This window comes from Methylobacterium brachiatum, from assembly GCF_020523825.1.
In the GTDB taxonomy this organism is placed as follows: domain Bacteria; phylum Pseudomonadota; class Alphaproteobacteria; order Rhizobiales; family Beijerinckiaceae; genus Methylobacterium; species Methylobacterium brachiatum.
The window spans coordinates 25734-40884 of sequence record NZ_JAJALK010000001.1 but is presented as its reverse complement, the minus strand read 5'-3'; the positions used below and the strand labels follow the sequence as shown (position 1 = coordinate 40884).

Here is a 15151-nt window from a genome sequence, read left to right as displayed (position 1 = left end):
CTACTCCCCGGCCGGCACGGTCGCCACGGGGCCGACCGGCCCGGTGACGGGATCCACGAATTCGCGCTCGGGATGCATCGTGAAGGCCAGGGCGGCGCCGAGCAGGCAGAGCCCGACCGAGCCGACGAAGGGCAAGGTCCAGCTGCCGGTGAGGTCGACGATCAGCCCGAACACGATCGGCGAGACGATCGCCGCCACCGCCGAGCCAGTATTCATCAGCCCGCTGGCGGTGCCGGCATATTTCGGCGCGATGTCCATCGGCACCGACCAGATCGGACCGATCACCAGCTCGGCGAAGAAGAAGCCGGAGGAGAGCAGCAACGCCACCAGGGTCAGGTCGCGGGTGAGGAAGACCCCGGCCAGGCTCGCGGCCGCGCCGAGGAAGCCCACCACGATCACCGACAGGCGGGCGAGCTTCACGTTGCCGGTGCGATGGAGGATCGAGTCGCTCAGCATACCGCCGACCGTATCGCCGACGACGCCGGCAAAGAAGACCCCGGAGGCGAACAGGGCCGAGTTCTTGAGGTCGAGGCCGTAATTCTCCTTGAAGAAGCTCGGCAGCCAGCCGAGGAACAGCCACAGGGTCCAGCCGTAGCAGAAATACGTGATCGTCACCGGCAGCATGCGCCGGGTCAGCGCGCCCCACGGCACCGATTGCTTGGCCCCGACCTTCTTGGGCGGCGGCAGGGCCTCGAGCTCCTTGGCCGTGATGGTCGGGTGATCGGACGGGTCGTCGCGGAAATACAGGTACCAGATCGCGACCCAGACGAAGCTGACCCCGCCCAGGATCACGAAGCTGGTGCGCCAGCCGAAATGGTACATCAGGAAGGCCACGATCGGCGGCGCCACCGCGTTGCCGAGCCGGGCGAAGGCGTGGGTGATGCCCTGGGCGAAACCGCGCTTGCCCGGGGCCGTCCAGTTCTGCATCGCCCGGGTGGCGGTCGGGAAGGTCGCGCCCTCGCCGAAGCCCAGCAGCACCCGCGCCAGGAACAGGCTGATCAGCCCGCCGACCAGGCCGGTGAGGATCGTGGCCGAGGCCCAGATCATGCCGCAGACGAGGAGCGTGCGCCGGGCGCCGAACTTGTCGCCGACCGAGCCGCCGATGACCTGGAAGATCGCGTAGGGATAGGCGAAGGCCGAGAGGATCAGGCCGAAATCGGTCTTCGACATGCCGAATTCGCGGATGATCTCGGCGCCGGCGGTCGCGATGTTCACCCGGTCCAGATAGGTGATGAAATACATCACGCAGAGCAGGCCGAGCACGCCATTGGTGGCGCTCATGCGCTTGAGCATCGACGGTTCCTCCGCTCTGACGGCGCCGCGTTTTCCGGTCGCCCGGCGCCTCATCACGGGGACGGGCGCTCTTTGGTATTCGTTATTCAAACGCCTCTTGCACCGGAAGGCAACCGTGCGTCGAGGGGGATGGGCACGAATTCAATCTGTCGGCGGAACCGCGAAACGGGAGCCGTGGGGCTCCCGTTTCGGTTTATCGATCGAAGAAGTGCAGATGCTCGGAGCGGGTCCGAACGCGCCCTCTCCCACCGACGATCTTATCGGGCGGCGCCGCATCCGAGCGCCCCCTCCAGCCAGCCGTGCGATGTGTGGATGCTCTGCCCGTTGGGGTGTTTGCGTAGGCTGTCGTGCATGGGGCCGACACCAAACCCTCGCAGAGGCAGCTCAAGCACCACGCCGTCATTCCGGGGCCGCAAAGCGGAGCCCGGAATGATGGGTTCGATGCTGAAGCCTCAGGACGAAGGGGAGGCGTGGATCTCCACGACTTCCCCTATCAGGATCCTGCTCAGACCGTGGCCGGCTGCAACTGCCCGGTCTCCGTCTCGGTGCCCAGCGCCTTGCCGCGGGGGCCGACCCAGCTGCCCACCCATTTGCGCTGCCAGAGCATCAGGCAGCCGAGCACCGCGGCGGTGAACACCGCGTAGCCGATGAAGCCCAGCGAGAACGAGCCGGTATATTGCTTCGACAGGCCCATGACGTTCGGCAGGATCGCGCCGCCGAGCGCCCCGACCTCGCCGATCATCGAGCCGGCGACCGCGGTGTTGGTCGGCCAGCGCAGAGGCACGAGCTGGAACAGGGCACCGTTGCCGGCGCCGAGGGCCGCGAAGCACAGCATGAACAGGAGCGTGGTCACGGCGAGCGAGGGCGTCGCCATCAGCGACAGGAAGGTGGCGATCGCCGCGAGCAGCACCACCGACAGGACCGCGATCCCGCCCATCCGGTCGGCGTAGTAGCCGCCGACGATCCGGATGCCCGAGCCCATGAAGGCGGCCAGCATGGTCAGCCGCCCGGCCTCGACCTTCGTCACGGAGAATTGCTCGTAGAAGAAGGTCGGCAGGAAGTTCGACAGGCCGACGAAGCCGCCGAAGGTGATCACGTAGATCAGCGAGAACGCCCAGCCGTCCTTAGTGAACAGGCAGGAGACATGCTCCTTGAACGACTGGTGGGCGTTGTCCGGCGGCTCCTTGGCGAACACGATCATGACCGCGAGCGGGATCAGCATCACCACGCCGGCGAAGGCGTAGGTGGTCTGCCAGCCATAGGCCTGGGCCAGCGGCGGGGCGAACAGCACGGCCAGCACGGTGCCGGAATTGCCGGCGCCCGCGATGCCCATCGCCAGCCCCTTGTGCTCCGGCGGGAACCAGCCCGAGCCGAGCGACAAAGCCACCCCGAAGGAGGCCCCGGCGATGCCGAGCAGCACGCCCATGGCGAGCACGTCGTTGTAGGACGACACCACGAAGTATCCGTAGGCCATCGCCATCATGATCACGGTCATCTCCGTGATCGCCGCGTTCTTGCGGCCGATATACTGGGCCAGGATCCCGAGCGGGAAGCGCATCAGCGCCCCGGCGAGGATCGGCAGCGAGATCATGAACCCGGTCTGGGCCGGGGTGAGCTTGTAGGTCTCGGTGATGAACGGGCCCATGGCGCCGTTCAGGACCCAGATCGCGAAGCAGAAATCGAAGTAGAGGAACGCCGCGAACAGCGTCGGGGGGTGACCCGACTTCATCGCCGTCTTGAAGCTGGCCATAGCAGGTGCTCGTCTTATGAGAGGCGAACCGCCACGCGGTCGCTCATGCCGGGGATCCGGACTCACACCGTCCGCTGTTTGAGAGCGCCGTTGCTCCACCGCCGCAGCAGGCGCGGCCTGAACCGCAATGCAGCATGCGTGCCAGCTTCGAAGGATCGGAGGCGGCCCGAGCGTGGCCCCCAATCGCCTCACCCGTCCTTGCGCGCAGCGAAGCAACCCAGTGATGCGCAACGTTCTGAGCGCGCGTGCTGTTCTGGGTTGCTTCGCTGCGCGCGCAAGGACGCGGCGGACGGCAGCCCGCGCCGCGCACGACCCGCGCCCTCCCCCCTTTCCGAGGCGCCGCAGCGCGGCAGAGGCCTCGGAGGAGAGCTACGCTTCGCGACACCACATCAGGATAAGGCGGCGCGTGGGATAGTCAGGCAAATTTTCGTGAAGCCCTCTCACCTTCGCGCGACGGCACAGCCCGCCGTCAAACCTGATCACGCCCGAAAGCGGGATTGCCCGTGATCCAGGCAGCATTGCTTGGGAATCGGGCGTGCGAAGAAAACGTCCCGATCACCGGCACGACACGACGGTGCGGACGATCCAGCCTTCTTGCGGCACCCAGAACTTGCGGCGGGCGCGGCCGCAATCGCGCTCGGGCTGGGTTCCCGCGGTCCAGATCCCGGCCGGCGCGGCGGCTTTCGGCGGCTCGGCCGTGGCCGCGCGGCGCGCCTCGGCGCTCGGACCGAGAACCAGGGCGGCGGCCAGGATCGCCGCGCCCCACAGGATGTTCGCACGCACGACCGAGATCCCTCGCACGGCGGAGATGCCGGCCGTCGCCATCAACCTTGCGTTGAGGGACGAAGCAAGCCCGAACCGCTCCGGACCCGGCGCCGTCCCGTCCGTTCCTGCGGCAGGGTGAACGGCGGCGCAACCGGTAGAGGCAGGAACGCAACACAGGTGAAGAGAAGTACCAGACGAGACATCGGACGACGGTCATAGGGGACTTCCGCAACTTGGCGATGCCGCGCGATCCTTGCTAAGGCCTGGAATGAGCGTGGCCTTGTATTCGTGTCGGTCAGCTCGATCGCGCGCCGCCGCACGATTTCGGTGACGCCGCGCCATCCAGGGAAAACCGAGCCATGTCCGCCCCGATCCGCCGCCTGTTCCTGGCCGGCTTCACCGTCCTCGCGCTCGCCTCGGCAGCGCACGCCCAGGGCCGCGGCCCGGTCGCCGAGTCCGGCATCGATGGGTTCGGCGACGACGGCCAGCTCTACCAGGACCAGAACGGCGCGCTCTACGTGCGGCGCGGCGACCGCTACCTGCCCTATACCGGCCGGGCCCCGGTGGTCCGCCCCGCACCGCAGGCCGCTCCGGCGCCGCAATCCGCCCCGGTCTACGCCCCGGAGGACGAGGATCCGACGGTGCAGCGCCGCCAGGCCGGAGCGCCTCCGGCCGAGGGCCTGTCGCCGATCGAGGCGGCCAAGGCCAAGGCCGTGCTGCGCGCCCCCGATGACGGGCCGATCGACTATGCCAAGGCCTACGGGCCCATCACTGACGACGTGTTCCCGATCCAGGCCTTCAACTACAAGAAGATGAACCCGGCCTTCCTCCGGCAGGAGATCGCCTATAACGGCCCCTACGAGCCGGGCACGATCATCGTCGACCCGCGCGCGCACCAGCTCACCCTGGTGGAGCCGGGCGGGCGGGCGCGCCGCTACGGCGTCGGCGTCGGCAAGCAGGGTTTTTCCTGGTCCGGCACCGCGACGGTGAACTCGAAGCAGGCCTGGCCGGACTGGTACCCGCCCAAGGAGATGATCGCCCGCAGCCCGAAGCTCGCCAGCGAGGTCGACAAGCTGCAGAGCGGGCTCGGCGTCGCCGGCGGCCTGCGCAACCCGCTGGGCGCCCGCGCCATGTATCTCTGGCAGGGCAACAAGGACACGCTGTTCCGCATCCACGGCACCCTCGAGCCGTTCTCCATCGGCAAGAGCGTGTCCTCGGGCTGCATCCGGATGATCAACCAGGACGCGATCGACCTGTTCAGCCGGGTCAATGTCGGCTCGAAGGTCGTCGTCCTGAACTGATCCGGTTCGGGACCCGGGGGCGCCGTCAGCTCAGGCCGCGGCGGTGCTCCCCCAGGATCCGCCGGACCGTGCCGGCTTCCGAGCGGTAGACCACCGTCTCGGTCTGGATCCGGTCGGGCCGGAACCGGACGCCGCGCAGCAGCGCGCCGTCGGTGACGCCGGTGGCGGCCACGATCACGTCGCCGCTGGCGAGATCGACCAGATCGTATTTCCGGTTCAGATCCTCGATGCCCATCTCGGCGGCGCGCCGGCGGCGCTCCGGCGTGTCGAGGATCAGCCGTCCCTGCATTTGTCCGCCGATGCACCGCATGGCGGCGGCAGCCAGCACCCCTTCGGGGGCGGCGCCGGTGCCGAGATAGATGTCGATGCCGGTCTCGGCCGGGCTCGCCGTGAAGATGATCCCGGCGATGTCGCCGTCCGAGATCAGCCGCACCGCGGCACCGGCCGCCCGCACCTCGGCGATCAGGCCGGCATGGCGCGGCCGGTCGAGGATCAGCGCCGTGATCTGGTCGGGCTCGACGCCCTTGGCCCGGGCGAGCGCCGCGATGTTGTCGGCCGGGCTCGCGTCGAGATCGACCAGGCCTGCCTTGTAGCCGGGGCCGATCGCGATCTTCTGCATGTAGACGTCGGGGGCGGCCAGCAGCGAGCCGCGCTCGGCCATGGCCATCACGGCGATCGCGCCCGGCATGTCCTTGGCGCAGAGGGTCGTGCCCTCGAGGGGATCGACCGCGATGTCGACCTCGGGCCCCTCGCCGCGCCCGAGCTGCTCGCCGATGAACAGCATCGGCGCCTGGTCGCGCTCGCCCTCCCCGATCACCACGGTGCCGCGGATCGGCAGGCCGTTGAGCTCGTCGCGCATCGCGTCGACCGCCGCCTGGTCGGCGGCCTTCTCGTCGCCCTTGCCGCGCAGCCGCGCCGCCGCGATGGCGGCCCGCTCCGTCACGCGGGCGAGCTCGAGGGCGAGCGTGCGCGGAACGCCGCGCGGTTCGGACTTGGGGGCCACGGCCATCGCTTCCTGCCTGTGTCCGGGCCCGATCTTGAGGTCGGATCCCGGTTGGATCGTCGTCGACCGACGCCTGTCGGCCTACGCGTGCCGCAAGAATATCACTTATCTTGCATCAGGCGTGAGGCGCAACGCGCGGAGATTGCATTCTTATTCACGCTCGATGCGGATCACCTGGGGCGGCTCGGCGAGCAGCCCGTCGGCGCCGATCGCGTCGAGGGCCGCGCGGATGCTGCCCTCGGTGGCCGCGTAGGTGATCAGCACCAGCGGCACCGGCCGGCCGGACCGCCCGCGCGGATCGGACCCAGCCCCCTCGGTGCGGCGCTGCAGGATGCTCTCCAAAGAGATCTCGCGCTCGGCCATCCGCTGGGCGACGCCCGCGGCGACGCCGGGGCGATCATGCACGGTCAGGCGGATGTAGTAGCCGCCCTCGTGGCGCTGCATCTCCACGCGCTCGCTGGCGCGCATCGCGGCGGCCGGCACCCCGAAGGTCGGGCGCACGATCCCGCGAGCGACGTCGGCGATGTCGGCCACCACCGCGGAAGCGGTTGCCTCGCCGCCGGCGCCCGGCCCGATCAGGGTCAACTCGCCGACCGCGTCCGCGTCGATCGTGACCGCGTTGGTCACGCCCATCACCTGGGCGATGGCCGAGGATTTCGGCACCATGGTCGGGTGGACGCGCTGCTCGATCCCGGCCTCCGAGGCCTGGGCGACGCCGAGCAGCTTGATCCGGTAGCCGAGCTCGTCGGCCATGCGCAGGTCGAGGGGCTGGACCCGGGAGATGCCCTCCACCGAGACGCCGTCGGCATCGATGGCGGTGCCGTAGGCCAGGCTCGTCAGGATCGCGAGTTTGTGCGCGGTGTCGAAGCCCTCGACGTCGAAGGTCGGGTCCGCCTCGGCATAGCCCAGGGCCTGCGCATCCTTCAGGCAGGCCTCGAAGGTCAGGCCCTCGCGCTCCATCCGGCTGAGGATGTAATTGCAGGTGCCGTTGAGGATCCCGTAGACGCGGGCGACGGCGTTGCCGGGCAGGCCCTCGCGCAGGGTCTTGATCACCGGGATGCCGCCGGCCACCGCCGCCTCATAGGCGAGCGCGACGCCGTTCGCCTCGGCGAGGGCGGCGAGCGCCGCGCCGTGCCGGGCGAGCAGGGCCTTGTTGGCGGTCACCACCGTCTTGCCGGCCTGGAGCGCCGCCTCAACCACGGCCTTGGCCGGACCCTCGGCGCCGCCGATCAGCTCGACCACGCAATCGACCTCGCCCGAGCGCGCCAGCGCCACCGGATCGTCGAACCAGGTCACGCCGGCGAGATCGAGCCCGCGGTCGCGGCTGCGGTCACGGGACGACACGGCGGCGACGCGGATGTCGAGGCCGGAAGCGGTCAGGGTGTCACGGCGGCGGGCGATCATCCGGACGACGGACGCGCCGACGGTGCCGAGCCCGGCGACGCCGATGCGGTAGCTCACTGTCATGATTCCTTCCGTGCCGGGCGCCCGCAGGTGACCGGGCCTCCGATGCGCCGCATCTCTGCAAGAATTCCGGCCCGCCCGCAAGAAAACCGCCGGCTTGGTCAGCCCAGGACGGTGCGGTGCCGAACCGCGGTCGCCACCAGGGCGTAGAGCACCAGGGCGTTGAGCAGGTGCCAGAGCGCGTGCGTCCCGGTGGGCAGCACCGCGCAGGCGGTCCGGTCGATGGTGCGCGCGGTGAGCGAGATCAGGAACAGCACGCCCACGACCAGGAGCCGCCGGCCGGTCCCGACGAACCGCGTCTCCGGGCGGTCGAGCGCCGCCACGGTGAACAGCGCCAGCACCGCCGGCAGGTAATCGATCGAGCCGTTGGTAAGGGCGGAGACGTCGGACCCGGTCAGCCCGTCGAGGGTCGGCACCAGCGTGAAGCTGAACAGCACGAAGCCGGCGGTCGCCGCCTCGACCCGCAGGCGCGGCAGCTTCAGGAACCGGTGGAGCGCCAAAGCCAGGTAGGCGACGATGAACAGCGTGATCGGGATGACGTCGGCATACATCGCCCAGGTCACCGCCAGCGTGTGGAACAGAAACGAGCCGATCCCGACCACGGCGATCAGCCCCGCGAGCCCCAGGCAGGCGCGATCCGGCGGATCGGCCGCGCGGGCGCGGCGCGCGGACGCCGCCGCCGCCGCCAGGAAGGCGACGTTCGACGCCGCGTTGAGCGGTTCGGCCCAGAAATCCGGCCCGGTCCGCTCGCAGTAAGCCATGACCGGCTCGAACCACCCCATCGTCATTCCGGTGCCTATACCTCCCCAATCTTGCGCAGTCGTGGCCTTGTCAGCGCGGCGCGAAGCGCGGATGACGGCCGGGTGGCGACCGGAAGCGAGGCGATGCGGATCACGACCTGGAACGTCAACTCCATCAAGCAGCGGCTGCCGCATCTGCTGGGGTTTCTCGACGAGGCAAAGCCCGACGTGGTCTGCCTGCAGGAGTTGAAGTGCCAGGACGACGCGTTCCCGCGCGCCGAGATCGAGGGCGCCGGCTACGCGGTCGAGACGCTCGGGCAGAAGGCCTATAACGGCGTGGCCCTGCTGGTGCGCGCACCGCTGGCCATGACCGAGATCCGCCGCGGCCTGCCGGGCGACGAATCCGACGAGCAGTCCCGCTACATCGAGGCGCTGATCTCCGGCCCCGACACCAAGCCGGTGCGGGTGGCCTCGATCTACCTGCCGAACGGCAATCCGGTGGACAGCCCGAAATACCCCTACAAGCTCGCCTTCATGGAACGGCTGCGGATCCACGCCCGCGCCCTGATGGAGGACGAGAAGGCCGTCGTTCTGGCGGGCGACTACAACGTCATCCCAGACCCCGCCGACGCGGCCGATCCGGAGGCCTGGCGCTCCGACGCCCTGTTCCTGCTCGGGACCCGGGCGGCGTTCCGGGCCATCCTGGCCGAGGGCTACACCGACGGCCTGCGTGCCTGCGATCCGCGCGACGGGCTCTACACCTTCTGGGATTACCAGGCGGGCTGCTGGCAGCGGAATGCCGGCATCCGCATCGATCACCTGCTGCTCTCACCGCACGCCGCCGACCGCCTGGTTTCGGCCGCCGTGCAGAGGCACCTGCGCGGTTTGGACAAGCCGTCCGACCATGTCCCGGTGACAGTGGAGCTGACGGCGGGTTAGCGCGCGGCCGCGAGGGAGCGATCGGGCTTCGGCACGCGATAGATCCGCCGCGCGAATGGATCTTGGATCGTCGCTCGTCGGAACCGCGGGTCGCCCCAGGGCGGGTTGAGACGCGCTTCATCGCATTGTGGAGGTCATTGCAACGGCGCCCCTCCCGCCGCCGGCACGACGATGCTGGCGCAGCTGCTTGTGCAGGCCGCGACACGCCCCCTCTCCCGTGCGGGAGAGGGTTGGGGTGAGGGATCCGGTTTGCCCGGAGAGGTCGCCCCCTCACCTTGTCCCTCTCCCGCACGGGAGAGGGAACCCGCGCCTCAGCCCGGATGGCTCGCGTCCCTCCCGTATGAATCGACGATAAGCGCATCCACCAGCGGCTGACAGCCGCCTCACCGCAACGGCGAGGCACCCTGCGGCAGCGCGATCATCGAGGTCGCGTCCGCGATCTGGTCGGGGCCGCCCTTCGGCGGCCAGACGCCGGCGCCAATCGCCTGAGCGCGCAAGTCGGCCCGCTGCTGCAGGCTGTCGAAGGCCCAAATATGCGTGATCCGTGGCGGCCCATCGAGGGCGTACAGGTTCACGACGAGATGCGCGGTGTAGGCCTGAGCCGGCGCGATCGCGGCCTCCCACGCCGCCAGCGTCGGCGCGAGGCCGCCGGGCTTGAGGCGGTAGGTCCGGACCTCGTACACCCCGCCGCGATCCCCGGTGCGGATTGGCGGCAGGAACGGGAACGGCGCGTAGCTGTCCATCTCCAGCGCCGTCACCACGTTCCCCGCATTGAACGGGTTGGCACTGAGCAGGGCGCGTCGGCGCTCGGCGGTCATGTCCTCCGGCGCCGCGAATCCCCGCAGCACGATGAGCCGCCCCAGCGCCCCGAACTCCGTTCGCCAGCAGCCCAGGAGCTGTCCCTTGGCCTCGGCGTCATCCATCCAGGCATAGACGCCCTCGGATGCCTGCGCGAGGGCAAGCAGCGGGCAGGAGAGCGTGGCGAGTTCGTAGAGCATGGGCACCTCGGCGTGTTCGAGCCTCCAAAGCTCGGGCGGCCGTTCGGTTGCCCGCAAAAGCGCCCGGCGACCCAGCCGCATCCGCCGAAACCGGTTGACTGCGCCCCGCGGCTCCGGTGGAGGACAGGGGCGCCCCGCACCCACACAGGTGGACTGACCCGACATGCCGGCCCGCCCCCTCATCCTGTTTCCCGATTCCCGGCTGTCGCGACCGGCCAGCCCGGTCGACGATTTCGGGCCCAGCCTGAAAGCCATCGCCGACGATGTGCGGGACACGCTGCTCGCCGTGAGCGCCATCGGCCTGACCGCTCCGCATATCGGCGTTCCGGAACGCGTCGTGGTGATCAGGCTGTCACCGGATGAGGACCTGCGCGTCTACGTGAACCCGGAAATCCTCTGGGCGTCGCCCGACACGGCGATGCATGACGAGGGCAGCGTCAGCATGCCGGGCGTGCGCGAGCGGATCGCGCGGCCCGCCCGCCTTCGCTTCGGCTATCGCGATCTCGACGGATCGACCCACGAGGAGGAGGCGGACGGCTTTCCGGCCGCAGTGATCCAGCACGAGATCGATCAACTCGACGGGATCTTCTGGATCGACCGCCTGTCGCGATTGAAACGGGACCGTCTGCTCAAGCGGCTCGAGAAGAAGAAATCGACGAAAGCAGTATAACTTATCGGCGTTCCGTCAACTCTCAGGTTGAAACAAAGCCTTTGGATAGCTGTGATTGCAACGCAGCCGGTCACGACCCTAGAAAGGCACCGACTATCCGGGGGATTCGGTCATGATCATCTACGGCAGCAGCATCTCGCCCTTCGTGCGCAAGGTCCTTGTAGCCTTGAACGAGAAGGGCATCCGTTACGAGCACCGGCCGGTGGCGCCGCAGGCGGAGGATGCCGATTTCCGGGCGGCGAGCCCCATGGGCAAGATCCCGGCGATCGACCATGATGGCTTCCGGCTGGCCGATTCCAGCGCAATCCTCGACTACATCGAGCACCTGTCGCCGCAGCCGGCGCTGATCCCCGCCGACGCTCAGGGCGCCGCCCGCGCCCGCTGGTTCGACAAGTTCGGCGAGGTCGAGCTCTATCGAGAGCTCTCCGTCGTGTTCACGGAGCGCTTCCTGAAGCCGCGGCTGTTCAAGGTGCCGGGCGACGAGGCGCTGGCGCAGCAGGCGCTCGACACACATCTGCCGCCGCTGTTCGACTATCTCGAATCCCAGATCTCCGGCCCGTTCCTGGTCGGCGGCGCCTTCGGGATCGGCGACATCGCGGTCGCGGCGCCGTTCCACAATCTCCGGCTCGCGCAGGTCGAGGTCGATGCGGCGCGCTGGCCGAAGCTCGCCGGCTGGGTGGCCCTAACCCTCGACCGACCCGCCTTCGTCACGGCGATCGCAGCCCCGGTCCGGTGAGCCGGCGCGGTCTTTTGCGCGAACGCTGTGCACGGCCCGGTCGGCAGGAGGCCGATCGGCCCTATCTTCATCACCCTGGACCGACGGATCGACATCCGCCGGTCCCCTCCCCGATGGAAATGTGATGATCGTCTACGGTACCGGCTACTCGCCCTACGTCCGCAAAGTCCTGGTCTCGCTCGCCGAGAAGAACGTGCCCTATGAGCACAGGCCGGTGATGTTCCACGCGCCCGACGCGGATTTCCAGGCCGCGAGCCCGCTCGGGAAGATCCCGGCCATCGAGGATGGCGGCTTCAAGCTCGCGGATTCCTCGGCAATTCTCTGGTATCTGGAGCGCAAGCACCCGACGCCGGCTCTGGTCCCGTCCGACCCGCAGGCCCTGGGCCGCGCGGTGTGGTTCGACAAGTTCGGCGACACGGAGCTGTTCGCCAAGCTCGTGGTGCCGTTCGTCGAGCGGATCCTGAAGCCCAACATGATGGGCAAGCCCACGGACGACGCCGCGGTCGCGAAGGCGCTGAACGACGATCTGCCGCCGCTGTTCGACTGCCTCGAGCGGGAGATCTCCGGCCCCTACCTGGTCGGCGACGCGTTCAGCATCGCCGACATCTCGGTCGCCACGGGCTTCTACAATTTCCACCTGGCCGACGCGCAGGTCGATGCCGGACGCTGGCCCAAGCTCGCGGCCTACATCGCCGAGACGCTGGCGCGCCCGTCCTTCAAGACCGCGCAGGACGCCAAGAAGGGCTGAGCCCGACCGGCGGCGGCTTCAGTGCCGCCGCCGGATCGAGCCGACGGTCTGGAGCTGGCTCTGGGCCTCGGCCCGATCGTCCTCGTTGGCCGCCGCCCAGTTCTTCTCGTAGAGCGCGACGATCCAGTCGTCCTTGCGGCCCTCCGCGCCCTCGCGGGCGAGCGACAGCCACATCAGGCCCTTCACCCGCTGGACCGGCACGCCGCCCAGGCCATTGATCAGCATGTCGCCGAGCAAAGCCTGCGCCGGGTGATGGCCCTTCTCGGCCGCCAGGTTGAACCACCGCGCCGCCTGACGGGGATCGGCCTCGACACCGGTGCCGTCGAGGTAGAGCCGGGCGAGATTGTACTGGGCGTTGGGCTCGCCGTAATACGACGCCGCGTAGTTGAACATGTCGTAGGCGCGCTCAGGGTTCGGGCGCACATAGGTGCCCTTGATCCCCTCCAGGAAGTAGGTCCCCAGCGCCGTGAACGCGCTGCCGGTCACGGCCGAGTTCTGCGGATCCGGGCCATCGTCGGTGCTGGCATCGGCGATCCGGGAGAAGAACTCGAACGCCTTCAGGTCGTCATGGGGCACGCCGTCGCCCTCGGCGTACATCCGGCCGAGCTTCCACAGAGCGAGGGCGTGGCCCTGCCCGGCGGCATATTCGAGGGCGCGGGCGGCACCCTGCTTGTCGCCGGCATTGTACTCGCGCACGCCGGCCCGGAGCGCGTCCTTGGCCGAGCGGTAGCTCTTATCCGCCACCGGCACCTGGACCGGCGCGCGCACGCTCGCATCGAGCGCCCGCGGCGCGTCGGTGGGCAGGGCGAGCAGGACCAGGACGCCGGCTGCGGCCGCGATCTGGCTGAGGAAGCGGGACCGACCGGGATCGGCCCCGGCCGGCGCCCTGCGCCGGCTGAGGTCAGTCCTAGACGTCCGCATAGCTCTCCGTCTCCTTGGCGCCGCCCGGATGGGTGACGGCGCCGTACAGGGCCGGGCCGACGCCCTGCGCGTATTTCCACAGGTAGCCCGAGGTCGCGGCGTTCGTCCGCGGTGCCCAGGCCTTGCGGCGCTCGGCGAAGTCCTCGTCGGACAGGGCGACGCTGAGCGTCCCCTGGATCGCGTCCAGGGTGATGATGTCGCCGTCCCGGATCAGGCCGATCGGGCCGCCCACCGCCGCCTCGGGGCCGACATGGCCGACGCAGAAGCCGCGGGTGGCGCCGGAGAAGCGCCCGTCCGTGATCAGCGCGACCTTGTCGCCCATGCCCTGGCCGTAGAGGGCCGCGGTGGTGGACAGCATCTCGCGCATGCCGGGGCCGCCGCGCGGACCCTCGTATCGGATGACGAGCACGTCGCCCTCCTTGTAGGTCCGCGACTGCACCGCCTCGAAGCAGGCTTCCTCGCCGTCGAACACCCGGGCCGGGCCGGTGAAGACCTGCTTCTCGGCCGGCATGCCGGCGACCTTCACGATCGCGCCCTCGGGGGCGAGGTTGCCCTTGAGGCCGACGACGCCGCCGGTGGGGGTGATCGGGCGGTTGGCCGGGTAGACCACGTCCTGGTCCGGGTTCCAGGTCACCCGGTCCATGTTCTCCGCGATGGTGCGGCCGGTCACCGTCAGGCAGTCGCCGTGCATGAAGCCGTGGTCGAGCAGGGTCTTCATCAGCAGCGGGATGCCGCCGACCTCGAACATGTCCTTGGCGACGTAGCGCCCGCCGGGCTTGAGGTCCGCGATGTAGGGGGTGCGCCGGAAAATCTCGGCGACATCGAACAGGGTGAACTCGATGCCGCACTCGTGCGCGATCGCCGGCAGGTGCAGCGCTGCGTTGGTCGAGCCGCCGGAGGCGGCCACCACGGTGGCGGCGTTCTCGAGCGCCTTGCGGGTGACGATGTCGCGCGGGCGGATCTGCTTGGCCAGCAGCTCCATCACCTTCTCGCCGGCGGTGGCGCAGAACTTGTCCCGGATCTCGTAGGGCGCGGGGGCGCCGGCCGAGTAGGGCAGCGCCAGGCCGATCGCCTCGGAGACGGTCGCCATGGTGTTGGCGGTGAACTGCGCGCCGCAGGCGCCCGCCGACGGGCAGGCGACCTGCTCCAGCTCGTCGAGGTCTTCGAGGCTCATGTCGCCGACCGCGACCTTGCCCACGGCCTCGAACAGGTCCTGGACGGTGACCGGCTTGCCGCGGAACGAGCCGGGCAGGATCGAGCCGCCGTAGATGAAGATCGACGGGACGTTGAGGCGCACCATCGCCATCATCATGCCGGGCAGCGACTTGTCGCAGCCGGCCAGGCCGACCAGGGCGTCGTAGGCGTGGCCACGCATGGTCAGCTCGACCGAGTCGGCGATGACTTCGCGGGACGGCAGCGAGGCCCGCATGCCGCCATGGCCCATGGCGATGCCGTCGGTGACCGTGATGGTGCAGAATTCGCGCGGGGTGCCGTGGGCGGCGGCGACGCCCTTCTTCACCGCCTGCGCCTGGCGCATCAGCGAGATGTTGCAGGGGGCGGCCTCGTTCCAGCAGGAGGCGACGCCCACCAGCGGCTGGTGGATCTGCTCCCGGGTCAGGCCCATCGCGTAGAGATACGAGCGATGCGGAGCGCGGTCAGGCCCCTCCGTGACGTGACGGCTGGGCAGCTTCGACTTGTCGTTCAAACGCGTGTCCATCTACCCGAACCAAGCCTTCGCGCCGCCAGTCCCGAGGGTGCAGGAGACCGCGGCGCGTCGCCGTTCGCGATGCGCCGGGAGGGCCGTCCGCGTGCTCGGGAAATCC

General features: G+C 69.4%; 14 protein-coding genes. 5 read left to right on the top strand and 9 right to left on the bottom strand.

All coding sequences use genetic code 11. The features are described from left to right. From LGR69_RS00190 to LGR69_RS00180, 3 genes are all read right to left on the bottom strand, one after another. Positions 1 to 1293, bottom strand: a complete 1293-nt coding sequence (locus LGR69_RS00190; protein ID WP_007562046.1) for an MFS transporter — start codon at positions 1291 to 1293, stop codon at positions 1 to 3. 505 nt (positions 1294 to 1798) lie between these two features. Beyond that, positions 1799 to 3043: a nitrate/nitrite transporter gene (locus tag LGR69_RS00185; protein ID WP_007562044.1), complete on the bottom strand. Its 1245-nt coding sequence runs from the start codon at positions 3041 to 3043 to the stop codon at positions 1799 to 1801. A 555-nt stretch (positions 3044 to 3598) separates the two neighbouring features. Further along, positions 3599 to 3826: a hypothetical protein gene (locus LGR69_RS00180; RefSeq protein ID WP_230364812.1), complete on the bottom strand. Its 228-nt coding sequence runs from the start codon at positions 3824 to 3826 to the stop codon at positions 3599 to 3601. Between the two features lie 341 nt (positions 3827 to 4167). Between LGR69_RS00180 and LGR69_RS00175 the strand changes: the two genes are divergently transcribed. Next, positions 4168 to 5109: a L,D-transpeptidase gene (locus tag LGR69_RS00175; RefSeq protein WP_230364811.1), complete on the top strand. Its 942-nt coding sequence runs from the start codon at positions 4168 to 4170 to the stop codon at positions 5107 to 5109. Positions 5110 to 5134: 25 nt separating this feature from the next. Here LGR69_RS00175 and glpX read toward each other — a convergent pair whose 3' ends face one another. The 3 genes from glpX to LGR69_RS00160 form a co-directional block, all read right to left on the bottom strand. Beyond that, positions 5135 to 6118 carry a class II fructose-bisphosphatase gene (gene glpX / locus LGR69_RS00170; protein WP_007562038.1) on the bottom strand — a complete coding sequence of 328 codons (984 nt, stop codon included), beginning with the start codon at positions 6116 to 6118 and terminating at the stop codon, positions 5135 to 5137. Positions 6119 to 6262: 144 nt separating this feature from the next. Beyond that, positions 6263 to 7579 carry a homoserine dehydrogenase gene (locus LGR69_RS00165; protein WP_007562036.1) on the bottom strand — a complete coding sequence of 439 codons (1317 nt, stop codon included), beginning with the start codon at positions 7577 to 7579 and terminating at the stop codon, positions 6263 to 6265. Between the two features lie 98 nt (positions 7580 to 7677). Next, positions 7678 to 8364: a ceramidase domain-containing protein gene (locus LGR69_RS00160; RefSeq protein ID WP_039902682.1), complete on the bottom strand. Its 687-nt coding sequence runs from the start codon at positions 8362 to 8364 to the stop codon at positions 7678 to 7680. A 96-nt stretch (positions 8365 to 8460) separates the two neighbouring features. Here LGR69_RS00160 and xth point away from each other — a divergent pair, with 96 nt between their 5' ends. Further along, on the top strand, positions 8461 to 9255 hold the full coding sequence (xth, locus tag LGR69_RS00155; protein WP_230365200.1) for an exodeoxyribonuclease III: 795 nt from the start codon (positions 8461 to 8463) through the stop codon (positions 9253 to 9255). A 383-nt stretch (positions 9256 to 9638) separates the two neighbouring features. Here xth and LGR69_RS00150 read toward each other — a convergent pair whose 3' ends face one another. Next, the gene (locus tag LGR69_RS00150) at positions 9639 to 10253 is read right to left on the bottom strand and encodes an NIPSNAP family protein (protein WP_230364810.1); all 615 of its coding nucleotides are present in this window, start codon (positions 10251 to 10253) and stop codon (positions 9639 to 9641) included. A gap of 163 nt (positions 10254 to 10416) precedes the next feature. On the opposite strand from LGR69_RS00150, the gene LGR69_RS00145 reads away from it, so the two are divergent. From LGR69_RS00145 to LGR69_RS00135, 3 genes are all read left to right on the top strand, one after another. Continuing rightward, complete coding sequence (locus LGR69_RS00145) at positions 10417 to 10923, top strand: peptide deformylase (protein ID WP_230364809.1); 507 nt, start codon at positions 10417 to 10419, stop codon at positions 10921 to 10923. Between the two features lie 112 nt (positions 10924 to 11035). After that, positions 11036 to 11659 (top strand): glutathione S-transferase family protein, encoded by a 624-nt coding sequence (locus LGR69_RS00140; protein ID WP_230364808.1) that lies wholly within the window; start codon positions 11036 to 11038, stop codon positions 11657 to 11659. A gap of 124 nt (positions 11660 to 11783) precedes the next feature. After that, positions 11784 to 12407 carry a glutathione S-transferase family protein gene (locus LGR69_RS00135; protein WP_230364807.1) on the top strand — a complete coding sequence of 208 codons (624 nt, stop codon included), beginning with the start codon at positions 11784 to 11786 and terminating at the stop codon, positions 12405 to 12407. A gap of 18 nt (positions 12408 to 12425) precedes the next feature. Here the strand turns inward: LGR69_RS00135 and LGR69_RS00130 are convergent, their stop codons facing one another. Together LGR69_RS00130 and ilvD are read right to left on the bottom strand one after the other, a co-directional pair. Then, a complete protein-coding gene (locus tag LGR69_RS00130; protein ID WP_007562022.1) occupies positions 12426 to 13328 on the bottom strand; it encodes a tetratricopeptide repeat protein in 903 nt (300 codons plus the stop codon). Beyond that, a complete protein-coding gene (ilvD, locus tag LGR69_RS00125) occupies positions 13315 to 15045 on the bottom strand; it encodes a dihydroxy-acid dehydratase (RefSeq protein WP_091864304.1) in 1731 nt (576 codons plus the stop codon). Before ilvD ends, LGR69_RS00130 begins: the two co-directional genes overlap by 14 nt. Positions 15046 to 15151 lie beyond the last annotated feature (106 nt).